General features: G+C 64.0%; 13 protein-coding genes. 9 read left to right on the top strand and 4 right to left on the bottom strand.

Going from position 1 to position 14,118, the window contains the following annotated elements; genetic code table 11:
• Positions 1–89 precede the first annotated feature (89 nt).
• The 6 genes from U4Z64_RS03660 to U4Z64_RS03635 all read left to right on the top strand — a co-directional run bounded on the left by U4Z64_RS03660 (position 90) and on the right by U4Z64_RS03635 (position 3,754).
• A complete protein-coding gene (locus U4Z64_RS03660) occupies positions 90–779 on the top strand; it encodes an ABC transporter permease (protein WP_321819259.1) in 690 nt (229 codons plus the stop codon).
• The gene (locus U4Z64_RS03655; RefSeq protein WP_044848076.1) at positions 776–1,489 is read left to right on the top strand and encodes an ABC transporter permease; all 714 of its coding nucleotides are present in this window, start codon (positions 776–778) and stop codon (positions 1,487–1,489) included. The genes U4Z64_RS03660 and U4Z64_RS03655 overlap by 4 nt, the downstream gene beginning before the upstream one ends.
• Before the next feature lie 24 nt (positions 1,490–1,513).
• Positions 1,514–2,281, top strand: a complete 768-nt coding sequence (locus tag U4Z64_RS03650) for an ABC transporter ATP-binding protein (protein WP_124488796.1) — start codon at positions 1,514–1,516, stop codon at positions 2,279–2,281.
• Positions 2,282–2,351: 70 nt separating this feature from the next.
• Positions 2,352–2,786, top strand: coding sequence for a cupin domain-containing protein (locus U4Z64_RS03645; protein WP_321819258.1), 435 nt, complete (start codon positions 2,352–2,354; stop codon positions 2,784–2,786).
• A gap of 294 nt (positions 2,787–3,080) precedes the next feature.
• Complete coding sequence (locus U4Z64_RS03640; RefSeq protein ID WP_185500349.1) at positions 3,081–3,218, top strand: HHHH-motif protein; 138 nt, start codon at positions 3,081–3,083, stop codon at positions 3,216–3,218.
• Between the two features lie 68 nt (positions 3,219–3,286).
• Positions 3,287–3,754: a DUF3761 domain-containing protein gene (locus tag U4Z64_RS03635; protein ID WP_044848073.1), complete on the top strand. Its 468-nt coding sequence runs from the start codon at positions 3,287–3,289 to the stop codon at positions 3,752–3,754.
• A gap of 123 nt (positions 3,755–3,877) precedes the next feature.
• Here the strand turns inward: U4Z64_RS03635 and U4Z64_RS03630 are convergent, their stop codons facing one another.
• Positions 3,878–5,236 carry a polyhydroxyalkanoate depolymerase gene (locus U4Z64_RS03630; protein WP_321819257.1) on the bottom strand — a complete coding sequence of 453 codons (1,359 nt, stop codon included), beginning with the start codon at positions 5,234–5,236 and terminating at the stop codon, positions 3,878–3,880.
• A gap of 333 nt (positions 5,237–5,569) precedes the next feature.
• Here U4Z64_RS03630 and U4Z64_RS03625 point away from each other — a divergent pair, with 333 nt between their 5' ends.
• The gene (locus tag U4Z64_RS03625) at positions 5,570–6,232 is read left to right on the top strand and encodes a glutathione S-transferase family protein (RefSeq protein ID WP_044848071.1); all 663 of its coding nucleotides are present in this window, start codon (positions 5,570–5,572) and stop codon (positions 6,230–6,232) included.
• A 203-nt stretch (positions 6,233–6,435) separates the two neighbouring features.
• On the opposite strand, the gene U4Z64_RS03620 is transcribed toward U4Z64_RS03625, so the two are convergent.
• The 3 genes from U4Z64_RS03620 to U4Z64_RS03610 all read right to left on the bottom strand — a co-directional run bounded on the left by U4Z64_RS03620 (position 6,436) and on the right by U4Z64_RS03610 (position 9,471).
• Positions 6,436–7,404: a hypothetical protein gene (locus U4Z64_RS03620; protein ID WP_321819256.1), complete on the bottom strand. Its 969-nt coding sequence runs from the start codon at positions 7,402–7,404 to the stop codon at positions 6,436–6,438.
• A gap of 105 nt (positions 7,405–7,509) precedes the next feature.
• Positions 7,510–9,153, bottom strand: coding sequence for a DUF2334 domain-containing protein (locus U4Z64_RS03615; protein WP_044849235.1), 1,644 nt, complete (start codon positions 9,151–9,153; stop codon positions 7,510–7,512).
• Between the two features lie 12 nt (positions 9,154–9,165).
• Positions 9,166–9,471, bottom strand: coding sequence for a hypothetical protein (locus tag U4Z64_RS03610; protein WP_235879201.1), 306 nt, complete (start codon positions 9,469–9,471; stop codon positions 9,166–9,168).
• Positions 9,472–10,427: 956 nt separating this feature from the next.
• Here U4Z64_RS03610 and U4Z64_RS03605 point away from each other — a divergent pair.
• Both U4Z64_RS03605 and U4Z64_RS03600 read left to right on the top strand, forming a co-directional pair.
• The gene (locus tag U4Z64_RS03605) at positions 10,428–12,386 is read left to right on the top strand and encodes a glycosyl transferase family protein (RefSeq protein ID WP_321819255.1); all 1,959 of its coding nucleotides are present in this window, start codon (positions 10,428–10,430) and stop codon (positions 12,384–12,386) included.
• Positions 12,383–14,077, top strand: coding sequence for an NfrA family protein (locus tag U4Z64_RS03600; RefSeq protein ID WP_321819254.1), 1,695 nt, complete (start codon positions 12,383–12,385; stop codon positions 14,075–14,077). Before U4Z64_RS03605 ends, U4Z64_RS03600 begins: the two co-directional genes overlap by 4 nt.
• Positions 14,078–14,118: the final 41 nt, after the last annotated feature.

The raw sequence follows: 14,118 nt of genomic DNA, 5'->3' as shown, positions 1-14,118 counted from the left end.
AGCAGACGGCATCAGGTAGTGCGCAGAACTCGTTTGATGCGCGGTTAATGGCTATTGACAATCCAGCCACATCGTTCTGGATCCCTTATATGATCTTCCAAGGATTTGGCCCGCTGTTGTGGGCCGGCACGGTCGAGACCGTGAAGCTCGCGGTGCTGTCGCTTGCCGCGTCGCTGATACTGGGCCTCGCGGGCGCGGCAGCGAAACTCTCGACCAACCGCATGCTCAAGTCGGTCGGCACGTTCTATACGACGCTGATCCGCGCGGTACCCGATCTCGTGCTGATGCTGCTGCTGTTCTACGGGATCCAGATCCTGCTGAACGATGCGACCGACCTGCTCGGCTGGGACCAGATCGACATCGACCCGTTCGTGGCCGGTGTCGTGACGCTCGGCTTCATCTACGGCGCGTACTTCACCGAGACGTTCCGCGGCGCATTCCTTGCGGTGCCGCGCGGCCAGCTCGAAGCGGGTTTCGCATACGGGATGAGCGGCTGGCGCGTGTTCCACCGCATCCTGTTCCCGCAGATGATGCGCTTCGCGCTGCCGGGCATCGGCAACAACTGGCAGGTGCTCGTGAAGGCCACCGCGCTCGTGTCGATCATCGGCCTCGCCGATGTCGTGAAGGCGTCGCAGGACGCCGGCAAGAGCACGCTCGATTTCTTCTTCTTCACGCTCGCGGCCGGCGCGATCTACCTCGCGATCACGACGGTGTCGAACGTCGTGCTGCACCACCTGGAGAAGCGTTATTCCGTCGGCGTCCGGAGGCTTGCACTGTGATCGAACTCGTCAGCCAGTACTGGCAAAGCTATCTCTATACCGACGGTTACCGCTTCAGCGGCCTCGCGATCACGCTGTGGCTGCTGGTCGTGTCGATCGCGTTCGGCTTCGCGCTGGCCGTGCCGCTCGCGATCGCGCGCGCGTCGTCGAACCGCTGGATCTCGGGCCCCGTGTGGCTCTATACGTACGTGTTCCGCGGCACGCCGCTCTACGTACAGCTGCTGATGTGCTACACCGGCATCTACAGCCTGCAGGTCGTGCACAACCACGTGCTGCTCGACACGTTCTTCCGCAACGCGATGAACTGCACGCTGCTCGCGTTCGTGCTGAACGAATGCGCGTATGCGACCGAGATCTTCGCGGGTGCGATCAAGGCCACGTCGGCCGGCGAGATCGAGGCCGGGATGGCCTACGGGATGTCGCGCTTCAAGCTCTATACGCGCATCATCCTGCCGTCCGCGCTGCGCCGCTCGCTGCCGAGCTACAGCAACGAAGTGATCCTGATGCTGCACGCGACGACCCTCGCGTTCACCGCGACCGTGCCCGACATCCTGAAGGTCACGCGCGATGTCAACTCCGCGACGTACATGTCGTTCCAGGCATACGGCATCGCCGCCGTGCTGTACGCCATCGTCGTGTTCACGCTCATCTGGGCGTTCCGCAAGCTCGAGACGCGCTGGCTCGCGTACCTCTCGCCGCGCAGCCACTAATGCATTCGCAAGGAAGGACCAAGCATGTACAAGCTCACCGTTGACAACCTGCACAAGAAGTTCGGCGACAACGAGGTGTTGAAGGGCGTATCGATGAAGGCGAAGGCCGGCGACGTGATCAGCATCATCGGCTCGAGCGGCTCCGGCAAGAGCACGTTCCTGCGCTGCATCAACTTCCTCGAGCAGCCGTGCTCGGGGCAGATCACGATCGGCAGCGAGCCGATCCAGACCGCGCGCGACCGTAACGGCTCGCTGCGCGTGGCCGACCAGAAGCAGCTGCAGCGGATGCGCACGAAGCTGTCGATGGTGTTCCAGCACTTCAATCTGTGGTCGCACATGACGGTGCTCGAGAACGTGATCGAGGCACCGATGGCCGTGCTGGGGATCGGCAAGGAAGAGGCCGTTGCGCGGGCACGCAAGTATCTGGAGAAGGTCGGGCTCGCGCCGCGCGTCGAAGGCATGTATCCGTCGCACCTGTCGGGCGGCCAGCAGCAGCGTGTCGCGATCGCGCGTGCGCTCGCGATGGAGCCCGAAGTGATGCTGTTCGACGAGCCGACGTCGGCGCTCGATCCGGAACTCGTCGGCGAAGTGCTGAAGGTGATGCAGAAGCTCGCCGAGGAAGGCCGCACGATGGTCGTCGTCACGCACGAGATGGGTTTCGCGCGCAACGTGTCGAACCACGTGATCTTCCTGCATCAGGGGAAGATCGAGGAAGAGGGCGATCCGCGGGAGATTCTCGTGAACCCGAAGAGCGAGCGGCTCGGGCAGTTCCTGTCGGGGCGGCTCAAGTAAGCGGGGGCCGCCGCAGCCTGGAACGCTAAATGCTTGTTTCGGACGACTCTTTCGATCAAGGAGCGCCGCGATGAGCACGCCGACCCCTACCGCGTTTTCCCACGTGAAGCCGCAGGACACCGCATATCAAGGCGAAGGCCTGCGCGACTTCTTCCTGTATCGCGATCTCGGCATCGCGGCCGCGACGAACGGCAAGGTCGTCGCGCAACTCGTCAGGGCGAATCATGCACCGGCGGCGGGCACCGGCTGGCACCGTCACGAGGCCGAGTTCCACATCGTGATGATGCTGAAGGGCTGGGCGCGCTTCATGTACGGCGAGCGCGAGACGCTGGTGAGCGCCGGCGACTGCGTGCACCAGGCGCCGGGAATCGTGCACTACCTGTTCGACTACTCGCCCGACATGGAGTACCTGGAGATCGTCGGGCCGGCTGATTTCAAGTCGATCGACGTCGAAGGGCCATGCGCGGTGCCGGCGCCGACGCCGTGGGGCGACGCGGGCGCGTAGCCCTCGGTCGCATCGGATGCGAGGCATCCGCGTGCCCACGACAGACCGCCTTCGGGCGGTTTTTTTATGGATCCTGTCCGGGCTTCGGGTTCTGACCGGGTCATTCGACATCCGAAGCATTTGCCGCGTAAGGAAATCGAAAAGACAGGCAGCAATTTGTCAGCTTCGCGTGATGTTTCGTTACACGGCGTCAAAGATCGTCAATTCGATGCAGGTGCGGTGCACGGCGCGTCGGCGACCGGCGTTAAGGACGTAACAGCCGGACCACCGGCTGGCCTACCCAGGAGAATGTCCATGACCCGCATCGCGAAGATCCTGACCGTGACGGCCGTCGCCTGTGCCACCCTCGTGCCGGCGCTGGCCGAAGCCCATTCGCACCGCGTGTGCCATTTCGATCACCACCATCACCGCGTGTGCCGCTGGGTCCGTTGACCCGCGACGCGGTATTCCCGGCAAAGCGTCGGGACGCTTTTCCCGTTCAGGCAAATCAGGAGAGGATTATGAAAAAGACGATGTTGATCGCCGCGCTCGTCGCGGGCATGGGTGTGTCGATCGGTGCGTTCGCACAGGTTCCGGCCAGCGCGCCGGCCGGTACGACCGGGCTGTGCAAGGACGGCTCGTTCTACTCGGGCGCGTCGAAGAAGGGCGCGTGCGCCGGCCACAAGGGCGTGAAGACGTGGTATGGCGCAGCGTCGGCAGCCGCGGCGAGCGCACCGGCCGCGGCCCCCGCGAGCGCGGCTGTCGCTTCCGCCGCATCCGGCGCCGCCCCGGCGAAGAGCGCGCCCGCGACGACCGCCGCGGCGGCGCCCGGCGGCGGCGCGGGCAAGGTGTGGGCCAACGACAGCACGAAGGTCTACCATTGCTCGACCGACAAGTACTACGGCAAGACGAAGCACGGCAGCTACATGTCGGAAGCCGATGCGAAGGCGAAGGGCTACCACGCGTCGCACGGCAAGGCCTGTTCGTAACACCGGCGGAACGCGCGAGCGTTGCCGCTCGCGCACTGCCCGGCACCGCGCCCCGCCGTGAGGGCGGGGCGGTTCGAGCGCAACGCCGGTGTGCCGCACCGAGCGTTGCCATCCCGCGCGGGCTCAGTGCACGTGATCGGATGGCGCCGCGGCCGCCGTCGCGTCGCGACCGGCCGCGCGCGCGTCGAGCAACGCCCGCAGCGTCACGTAGTGCGCGCCGCTCGCGCTGCCGTCCGTAGCGGCGGTGCGATCGTACGGCTCGTTGTCGTGGATCGTCGCGCGCACGATCGGATAGATCTGCGTTTCCCAGCGGCCGCCGTTGAACACACCATAATGGCCCGCGCCCGTCTGCACGTGATGCGTTTTCAGGTACGGCGGCAATCCCGAACACAGCTCCTGTGCGGCCACCGTCTGGCCCACGGCGCAGATGTCGTCCTTCTCGCCCTCGATCGTCAACAGCGCGGTGCGGTGGATCGCGGCCGGTTCCACCAGCCGGTCGCCGACCGTTAGCTCGCCGCGCGCGAGCGCGTATTGCTGGAATACCTTCTCGACCGTCTCCAGGTAGAACTCCGCGGTGAGGTCGGCCGTCGCGAAGTATTCGTCGTAGAAGTGGCGCAGCGTGTCGGCCTTCGCGGGGTCGCCTTTCGCGCGCTCGTAGTACAGGTCGGCAAACGACGCCGCATGGCGGTCGGGATTCATCGACATGAACGCGCCGACCTGCACGAAGCCCGGATACACGCAGCGCTGCGCCCCGACGAAGCCGGTCGGCACCACGCTGATCAGGTTGCGCGCGAACCATTCGATCGGCCGGCTCGTGGCGAGCGCGTTGACCTTCGTCGGATTCACGCGGCAGTCGATCGGCCCCGCCATCAACGTCAGGCTCGCGGGTTGGGCGGGATCGCCGGCGGCGGCCATCAGCGCGACCGCCGAAAGCGCGGCGACGGTCGGCTGGCAGATCGCGAGCACGTGCGCATCCGGGCCGATCTGGCGAATGAAATCGATCACGTGCCCGACGTATTCGTCGAAGCCGAAGCGCCCGGCCGCGAGCGGGATGTCGCGCGGGTTGTGCCAGTCGGTGATGTACACGTCGTGATCGGCCAGCATCGTGCTGACCGTGCCGCGCAGCAGCGTCGCGAAATGCCCGGACATCGGCGCGACGATCAGCACGCGCGGCTGGCGCGCCACCGGCCGCGCCTTGCGGAAATGCAGCAGCGTGCCGAACGGCGTGGCCGCCGCGGCTTCCTCGACGATCGGCACCACTTCGCCGTCGACGACGGTCGACGCGATGCCGAACGCCGGACGCCGGTGCGAGAACGCGCAGCATTCGAGCAGTTCGCACAGCGCGTCGACCATGCGGCCCGTCGGGGTCGACGTGGCGGGCGGCCACAGCGACATCGTCGCGCGCGTGGCGGCCGCCCATGCGCGCGCCGGACGCAGGCATTCGGCAGACCATTGGTAGAAAGGATAGGCAAGCAGGTTCATGGCCGTCGTTCGTTGCGTCGCGTTACGTCGAGCGAGGCAAGCCGTATGCCAGCGTGCGGCTGGCACGCGCGTTGCACGGGGTTTGCGAATGCGGCGATACGCGTGGCGACGCGCGCGGCGCCTCATGCGGCGATGCATGCGGCGCGTGGGGCCCGACGACCGAATGCGATGCGCCGCCGTTGCCAACGAGGCTCGGCGTACTCGATGTGTCGCTGCCCCGGGCAGCGCGCTGCGCCACTTCGGCGAATGCTTCGCACAGGCGTGGTGCGCTTCGCACGGCGCGGTGCGTGCTTTCGGTGCAGGGGTACGAACGGCAATCAGCAGGGGAACGACATGGACGTTACCGGACAGACGACGTTGACCATCAGCAGCCGCAATTACTCGTCGTGGTCGATGCGCGGCTGGCTGCTCGCGAAGCTGAGCGGGCTCGCGTTCGAGACGATCAGCGTGCCGATCGATGCGGCATCGCGCGCGGAACTGCTGCTGCTGTCGCCGTCGATTCTCGTGCCGTGCCTGACGCACGACGGCAGCACGGTATGGGATACGCTCGCGATCGCCGAATACCTGAACGAAATCCGGCCGCAGGCGCGGCTGCTGCCCGACGACCGGCATGCGCGCGCGCATTGCCGGTCGATCTGCGGCGAGATGCATTCCGGTTTCAGTGCGCTGCGCTCCGCGCTGCCGATGAACCTGCGTGCGCATTTTCCCGGCTTCCGGATCTGGTCGCGTGCGCAGCACGACATCGAGCGCATCGTGACGATCTGGCGCGCGTGTCTGGCCGCGTATGGCGGCCCCTGGCTGTTCGGCGAGCAGATCGGCATCGCCGATGCGATGTACGCGCCGGTCGTCACGCGATTCCTGACGTACGACGTGAAACTCGAACCCGATATCGCCGAGTACTGCATGCGCATGCTCGCGCATCCGTTCGTGGCGGAGTGGATCGATGCCGCGAAGGCGGAGCACGAAGACATCGACGAACTCGACATGGAGTTCTGACCTGCAACGCACCTTCGCGCGTTCAATCGGATGCCGGCATGTGCATCGAAACGAATCGTCGATGCGGCCGCGCGTGTCCTGCTCGTGCATTGCCCGCGCAGCATCTGTCGGGCATCGCGCCCCGCCGTTTCGGCGGGGCGTTGCTTACCTGTTGCCGGGCACTCTGAGGCTCGCTCCCCGCATTGCAGCACGGCGCAGCAGGATCAGGGACTCGTTTTGGCCGGCTCGGCCGCGGGTGGCTTGGCCGGACGCGTGAGGAGTTCGCGTGTGAGGTTGTCCGACACATAGTGCGGGCCATCGAACAGATAGACTTGATAGCCACGGTAGGTTGTCAGCTGCCTGCTCAATTCGTCGGCGCTGGCCGACCGGAATCCCCCGTGCTCGGCGGGCCGGAAGGCCTCCGCGATTACCCGCACACGTTGCTTTCCGAGGCGCGAGGTCAGCTCGTCGACATAGGTGCGCGCGACGTAGGGTTCGCGCGCATAGACGCCGCAGCCGTCCTGGAAGAACACCCCGACGTCCGACGGCAGCCACGACACGAGCCAGTCCGCCAGCGCCTTCCCGCCGATATTGGTCTGGTCGTAGACGCTCACCCACAGCGGGCGCGGCAGTCGCTTCAGGATATCGGCCAGCTTCGGCGCGTCCTGCCAGGTCGGGTCGATTTCGACCGGGAAGTAGTAGCCGGTGACATTCAGCGGAACGTGCGTGCGCGCTACCGCCAGGGACTGGTCCGCGAGTGTCGACAGATGGGTGCGTGCTCGCTTTTCATCCTGGTAACCGGCGAGGCCCAGGATGACGTTTCTGGCCCAGGGTTCGCGGCCGATGCGCCCCCAGTCGGGAAGGTGTGCCGCGGGACGGATGCCGGCGTCGGGCACGTACGCGGTATCGTCGACCACGCTCCACTGGATCAACAGATCGTGCACGCCGAGCTGTTGCCAGTTCCCGACGGGATTCGTCGTCGCGTTGTCCACCTGCCAGACGATTCCGTCGGCATGCACGTCATGCGCCGTCCAGCTGCACGCGGCCACGGCGAGCGATGCACCGACGGCCGCGAGCATCGCCGCGCGGGACGAACCCGGCGCGTGCGTGTGCCGGCGTCGCCGGCCTGCGTGCCGGAACCGGCCCAGACGCAGTCGAATCCCGCGCAAGGCCGGGATGGCGTACGTGATCATCGCGGCCTCCCCGGAAGCATTCCTGCGCGACATCGTAGCCGATCACATGCAAACGTGCGACCCGCCTTGCTGCTGCGGGTCGCACGAGGCTTCCACCGGCTCGCGTCACTTGGCCGTCGTGCCGTCCGCCCATGTGTAGCCGAGATTCGTGATGCCCGTCACGATACTCTGGAAGTCCTGGAAGGCGGGCAGTCCGAGATCGGGCTCGAGCCAGTACGGATGGAAGAAGAACGACGCGAAGCCGTCCCGCACCGCCAGACCGTATTGCGCGTTGGTGACGATTTGCTGCCACGTGTACGTGATGCACGAGAACGGGTCTTTACTGCAGATGTTGTATTGAAGGCTGCCCAGGTTCTCCGGAATGATTCGTTGCCCGTAGTAATCGGAGTTGATGATGTACGGGAAGAATTGCCCGGCCGAAAAGTCCTGGTTGGGCGCGCCCGTCCCGATCTGCGGATTGGTCGACGTGTAGTAGACGGCCCGCTGGAACGTGGTCGGGAACGTCTGCGCCGTGGCCGTTGATGCCATCGGCGACATCTGGTACTGCGGCGCAGCCCAGCCGACGATCTTGTAGCCGTTGAGCGTGAACTCGAGCAGGCCGTCGGCCATTCTGCCTTTCGCCCATTGCACCGAGTCCTCGTCGACAGGACGATTCTGGACTGCGTACCAGAACTCGAAGTCGCTGCCGCTCACCGCATTCTGAAGATTCGGCGTCGAGTCATACTGGTGCGTATAGCCGTGCATCACGATCGAGCCGCCGCGCAGGAGCGCGTAGTTCAACCCGCTCTTGAGGCCCGTTGCCTGCGCGAGGTGAATCGTCTCCGGCACGCCGCCGTTGTAATACCCGTTCGGGTCGGTATACAACGGAATGGTCGCCATCGTGAACTTGATCTTCTTCGAGTACAGATAGTCCGACAGCTGCCTCATCGAGCTCGTCGTCGTGAATGCGTCCAGATCCTCGAGGCGGACCAGCGCACGATGATTCACCGGCGCATTGGTCTGCAGGATGTCGTGCAGGATGTCGCATATCACCAGGTAGCGATCCGTCGGGCCGATGTAGGAGAACGGCATGTCCGCGAAGTACCAGAACTTGCCGGAGCGCATGACGTAGGGCGTCGTTGCGCCGCTCTTGCTGTTCTTGATGGTGACGAGCACTTGCGCCTTGGTGGCATCGAGAACCTGGGTCAGACCGACATCCGGGTCTGCGTTGATGGCGCCGGTCGACGCGTCGAACGCGTAGTACTTGACCATCGCCAGGTTCTTGTACGTGACGGTGTCGTAGAAGCCGGGATTCGGATTGCTGGACGATGGCGTCGCGTTCATCCCGGCAAGGCCCAGGAAGCTGAACCCGAAGGTCTGGTTGAACGTATAGGCCGTGTTCCACGCGAGCTGCCACAGGTTGTACTTGAACCAGACCACGGTTTTCGTGGCGGTCATCACGTCGCTCATGAACGCCGTCGGAATCGGGTTGTTGTAATAGTCGCCGATATAGAACGTGGCGTCGTGGCTCCCGATCATGCCGGACGTGTAGTTCTGTATCGGTACCAGGTCGACGGTCGTATTGAAGTGGCCGAGCAGGTTCCTCAACATGATGCTGTACATCAGGCCGAGCTTCGAAAACGGGTCGTTGGCCGGGTTGTCGTATAACACGAGCGTATGTGCGGTTGTGGTCTGCGCGTGCGCCGTGCCCGGCAATGTCATTTGCGCGAGTCCGGCAAGCAGGGCTATGACGATCAAGATCTTTTTCATGGCCGTATCTCCCTAGTCGCGTTCGACGTTGCCGCCGTGCTTCTTGACGGAATTTCTGCTGAACTTGGGACGCCCCGTCTCCTTGTATGCCTTGTCCCAATCCTCATCGGACATGCCGGGTTTCACGTTGACTTGGGCAGAGCCGTTTGGCAATGGCGGCGGCTTGATCTTGCCGCCGGACGACTGGTTCGTCTGCTGCGCACTCGCATGCTGAACCGCGCTGGTGATGACGAGCGCGGGACTCAATGCAAGGAGTAGCCCAACGGTGCTCAACCCGATTCGAAAAAATCGATTGCGATGCGAGGGCATGATTTTCATCCTTTGATATGCAAATTGGATTCTCGTTAACGAAACGAGCACGCCCCATTGCCGATTTAGAATCGGGTGTTATGTCGTTATTTTTTGCGTTTAATACCCCGGTTAATGAAACGAAACCGGACAGTTGGCTTTCAAGCTAGTTCTGTACCATCCGCCGCAAATGGACACCGGGCCGGGACGCCAAAATCGGCGCGTCGAGACGGTCCGAAATTGTCTCGATAAACGTTTCACGCATGCAACGCGACTGGTTTCGGAAATTGGGTCCGACGAACGCGTAACGTCTGTTTGAGCGATTCAGGCGAAACCGGTTGCGTGCTTCGTTCCGCCCACGGCAACGCGGCAACCGAGCCGGCGGCGCATCCATCCAACGGCGACCGGAGCACCGGATTTTCGGTTTCATCGTCGATCCGTCCGTCCAGAATCGACGGAATCGCGTGACGCGCTCCGGTCGCGATGATCGGGGGCGCGGGTAGAGAACCTGCCAAACGTCTCATATTCGGAACGCCGGTCCGCATGTTTCAGCACTGAAACATTTGGCTTGGTTTCGATTCGCCGATCGTGCGCGGCACACGCCCGGTACCCGGAAGGCGCAAGAGTGGTGGACGATGGCGCACGACTTGCTTGAAGCGCTGTGTATTGAAAAGAGACGGTGTATGGGGCGCACTGCGTAGCGCTGGATCGGGGGCCGCTGCAAGCGCCGGCGCACGCAGGGACGAACGCAAGCAAGCGGAGAAACCGGCTGTCAAAAGTCATCCACTGAACACGTTGCATTTTTGGTGATGTTGCGTGGTCGTATCAATAGCGCTCCAGGCAGCCGCGAGTCTTTTGATAACGACGAGAACGGATGCGGCGTTAGCCGCAGGAGTGGACGTGACGGGGTCGACGGGGACGGGGCGGTTTCGTCTTCCGTTCGTACGAAGGAAGAAATACAGACGGACGAAAATCGCGGAAAGGTAATGGATAATATGATATGGAGTGCGTATTTATATGCACTCAACCTTGTCGCCATTGTGACCGCCCTCGTCATCCTGGTCAGCACGCTGGATGACCTGACGCTGGATGGCTGTTACTGGTCATTCGAAATCGGGCGCATCCTGCGTCGCGAGAAATCGCAGACCGTCGACATCGGCATGCTGCGCGCGCAGGAAGAGCGCCATCTGGCACTCATGGTGCCGGCATGGAAAGAGTACGACGTGATCGCCAAGATGATCGAAAACACGCTGGCGACCATCGAGTACGAGCGGTATGTCATCTTCGTCGGCACCTATCACAACGACGCTGAAACCACGGCGGAAGTCGAACGGATGGTCCGCCGGTATCCGGGCAGGGTGACGCGTGCCACGGTCATGAACGACGGGCCGACCTGCAAGGCGGACTGCCTCAACTGGATTCTCGAAGCGATCCTGCGTTACGAAGCAGTCCATCATATTCAGTTCGCGGGCGTCGTCATGCACGACTGCGAAGATGTCATTCATCCGGTCGAACTCAAGTACCTCAACCATGCGGTGGCGGAGAGCGATCTGGTCCAGCTTCCGGTGCTGTCGTTGCCCCGGAAATGGAACGAGTTCGTCGCCGGCTGCTATCTCGACGATTTCAGCGAAACGCACCAGAAGGACGTGCCGGTGCGGGCACGCTTGACCGGTATCGTCCCGGGCGCGGGTGTTGCGTCGTGCTACAGCCGGCGTGCGATCGAAGCCGCGATGAAGGCGCGCGACGGCGGCCCGTTCAACACGCGTTCGCTGACCGAGGACTATGATTTCAGCTTCCGGCTGAGAGACCTCGGCATGAAGGAAACCTTTGCCCGCACGCCGCTTTCGGACATCGTGCGCGATGCCGGCGGCAAGCGCGCAAAGGACGGTGCCGCCGGTCGAAACCTGCTGGCCACGCGCGAGTACTTTCCCAAGACATTCCGCACCGCCTACCGGCAGCGCGCGCGCTGGATTCTCGGCATTGCGTTCCAAGGCTGGGAGCAACTCGGCTGGAAGGGCGACTTCCTCACCCGCTACATGTTCTTCCACGATCGCAAGGGCATCGTGACGTCGCTGTTTTCGGTGATTGCCTATGGCGTGCTGCTCAACTTCGTGTTGCTTTCCGCGCTTCAGAAAGCCGGTCACGTCATTCCCGCCAGCGCTCAACTCGTGACGGCCGGTGCCTGGGTCACGCCGCTGCTGTGGGTCAACACCCTCATGCTGTTCGCCCGTGCCGGACAGCGCTTCTACTTCGTCAGCAAGCTGAACGGCCTGCTCCAGGGGCTGCTCTCGATCCCGAGGATGTTCGTCAACAACCTGATCAATTTCTGCGCGGTGAGTCGCGCGTGGCGCATCTATGTCGGCCACCTGGTGAGCGGCAGGCCGATCGCATGGGACAAGACCAGTCACACATACCTGTCCAACGAGGAACTCGGGAAGGCGCGCCGCAAGATCGGCGAGATCCTGGTCGGCTGGGGCGTGGTTTCCCTGGCGCAACTGGAGGACGGCCTCGAGCGGCAACTGACATGCGGCAAGCGGCTGGGTGAACTGTTGCTCGAAGGCAGTGCGTTGTCCACCGAATCGCTGGCGGATGCGATCGCCGAGCAGGCGGATCTGCCGCGGGTGAGCCTGGGCAACGTCGCGGTGGGCCACTTCGCGGACTCGCTGGCATTCGAGCTGCAGTACGCGTATCGTGCCGTCCCGTTTTCGACCGCCGCCGACGGGACGCTGAACGTCGCGGTCGGGCGGCCGCTCACGCAGGACGAACAGGACGTCGTGCGGCGCGGCGCCCGAACGAACGTCGCCTATTTCATTGCCTGCGATGCGGAGATCGCCGCCGAACTCGGCCGGCACTCGCGCTTCGTCGAAATCGCGCGGCTGCGCGATGGCGACGACGCGACGCAGCAGGCAGTGCCGGTGAAAAAGCCGTCGGGAGAACAGGCATGAAGCGCTCGACACGTCGGATCGCGGCCGGCCTCAAGCGCTGCGCACGGTTGAGCGCGCTGGCCGTTGCCATGTCGCTCGCCTGGCAGGCGCCGGCATCCGCCGCCCAGCAGCTCAACCCCAAAGCCTATCGGCTCGCCGATGGCGCCTACAAGGCAATCAACGCACGCGACCTGCCCCGCGCGGAAGCGTATGCGTTGCGCGCCCTCAAGATTCAGCCGGGAAGCGAACAACTCGGGCTGTTGCTCGTGGATGTGTACCGGCGCGAAGGGAAAGTCGACGAAGCGGACGCGCTGCTGGAATCGCTGAGCGTTCGTTTTCCGAAAAGCGCGGCGGTACTGGCGCAGCATGGCTATCTGGCGCAGCGGCAGATGCGCTACGACGTCGCGTGCAGCAATTTCGCGGCGGCCGTCGCGACTGGAAACTGGAGCAAGGAGCAGCAGCGCAACTTGCGCCTCGCGTGGTCGGACAGTGCGCTCGCGGCGAAGCGTCCGCACGAGGCCGGCGTCGCGCTGGCGCCGCTGGCCGATGAAAAATCGGCCGTGATTCAGTTGCGTATCGCGCAGATGAGCTTGCAGGCGGGCGACCACGACAGCGCGCTGCGCGTGGCCGAGCTGGCGGCCGGCAACGCGTCGACCGATGCCGAGCGGAACATGGCCGCGTCGATCGCGGCACAGGCGCGGCAAGCCGACCAGCCGCCCGAGGTGCCGGTGGACGATACCGCGCAACGGACCTTGCAGCACGCCTATGATCTCCTGCGCGAGCACAAGGATCGCGAGGCGCTCGACGCATTTCAGGAAGGTTTCGCCGGTGGCGCCGGCAACGCGATGAACTACGCGGACGCCGGCTATGCGGCCAAGCGGATCGGCTTGAACGAGCAGTCCGTGCAGATGTTCGAGCAGAGTCTCGACGCCGACGAAAACGAACATGCGTTCGACGCGCAGCGCAAGTTCGGCTATCGGCGCGAGGTCGAGCAACTCGAGCGCACCTGGGGTTTCGTGCTGAGCGCGCCATACCAGTCGGCCGCATTCGGCCCGCAAGGCACGATCAGCGTGCTCCAGCCGGGTATCGAGGCGTATTGGCAGCCGCCGAAGATCGGCTATCGGAACGGCCGCATTCTCCAGTTCTTCGTGCGCGGATACGGCACGGCCTACGACGGCACGGGCAACGTGACCGGCATGCCGACCGTGCAGGGGTCGGTGGGCGTGCGCTACAAGCCGATACCCGATCAGAACGTGGTGGTGACCGCCGAGCGGTTGTTCCATATCGGCAGCCTGTCGATGACGGACTGGCTGATGCGCCTGGGTTACTCGTCGGAGGCGGGCACCGACCTGCGGGTCACCGAACCGAGCTGGCGCAGCTGGCAGGCCTATGTAGAAGGTGCGTACTTCATCAATGCCGGGCGTTACGTCATCTATTCGGAGTTGCGTTACGGGCACACGTGGCGCTTGCCGATGATCAGCGACCGGCTGACCGTCTACCCGCACGCCGCGGTGGCGGGCGATCACGACAACCGTCAGCCTGACAAGACGGCAATCGGTGCGGGGCCAGGGGTCCAGTTCAGGTACTGGTTTCGCGAAGGCAGGTATACCGCGCCGGCGAGCTATCTCGACGTGACGGTGCAATACCGGTTCGGGTTGACGTCAGCGGCACGCGCACGTGGTCTCGTGGTACGCGCGACATTGTGGTTCTGAGCAACTGCGCTGACGATCAGGCGACTCGATGGTGAGGCCGA

The sequence above is a fragment of the Burkholderia sp. BCC1996 genome (assembly GCF_905339955.1).
GTDB lineage: Bacteria > Pseudomonadota > Gammaproteobacteria > Burkholderiales > Burkholderiaceae > Burkholderia.
This window is presented reverse-complemented; position numbering and strand designations above follow the sequence as displayed.

Coding starts and splice junctions, on each gene's coding strand:
- U4Z64_RS03660 (WP_321819259.1), top strand. CDS start 90: ATGATCTTCCAAGGATTTGGCCCGCTGTTGTGGGCCGGCACGGTCGAG.
- U4Z64_RS03610 (WP_235879201.1), bottom strand. CDS start 9,471: ATGAAAATCATGCCCTCGCATCGCAATCGATTTTTTCGAATCGGGTTG.
- U4Z64_RS03600 (WP_321819254.1), top strand. CDS start 12,383: ATGAAGCGCTCGACACGTCGGATCGCGGCCGGCCTCAAGCGCTGCGCA.
- U4Z64_RS03620 (WP_321819256.1), bottom strand. CDS start 7,404: ATGATCACGTACGCCATCCCGGCCTTGCGCGGGATTCGACTGCGTCTG.
- U4Z64_RS03615 (WP_044849235.1), bottom strand. CDS start 9,153: ATGAAAAAGATCTTGATCGTCATAGCCCTGCTTGCCGGACTCGCGCAA.
- U4Z64_RS03645 (WP_321819258.1), top strand. CDS start 2,352: ATGAGCACGCCGACCCCTACCGCGTTTTCCCACGTGAAGCCGCAGGAC.
- U4Z64_RS03640 (WP_185500349.1), top strand. CDS start 3,081: ATGACCCGCATCGCGAAGATCCTGACCGTGACGGCCGTCGCCTGTGCC.
- U4Z64_RS03635 (WP_044848073.1), top strand. CDS start 3,287: ATGAAAAAGACGATGTTGATCGCCGCGCTCGTCGCGGGCATGGGTGTG.
- U4Z64_RS03630 (WP_321819257.1), bottom strand. CDS start 5,236: ATGAACCTGCTTGCCTATCCTTTCTACCAATGGTCTGCCGAATGCCTG.
- U4Z64_RS03650 (WP_124488796.1), top strand. CDS start 1,514: ATGTACAAGCTCACCGTTGACAACCTGCACAAGAAGTTCGGCGACAAC.
- U4Z64_RS03605 (WP_321819255.1), top strand. CDS start 10,428: ATGGATAATATGATATGGAGTGCGTATTTATATGCACTCAACCTTGTC.
- U4Z64_RS03625 (WP_044848071.1), top strand. CDS start 5,570: ATGGACGTTACCGGACAGACGACGTTGACCATCAGCAGCCGCAATTAC.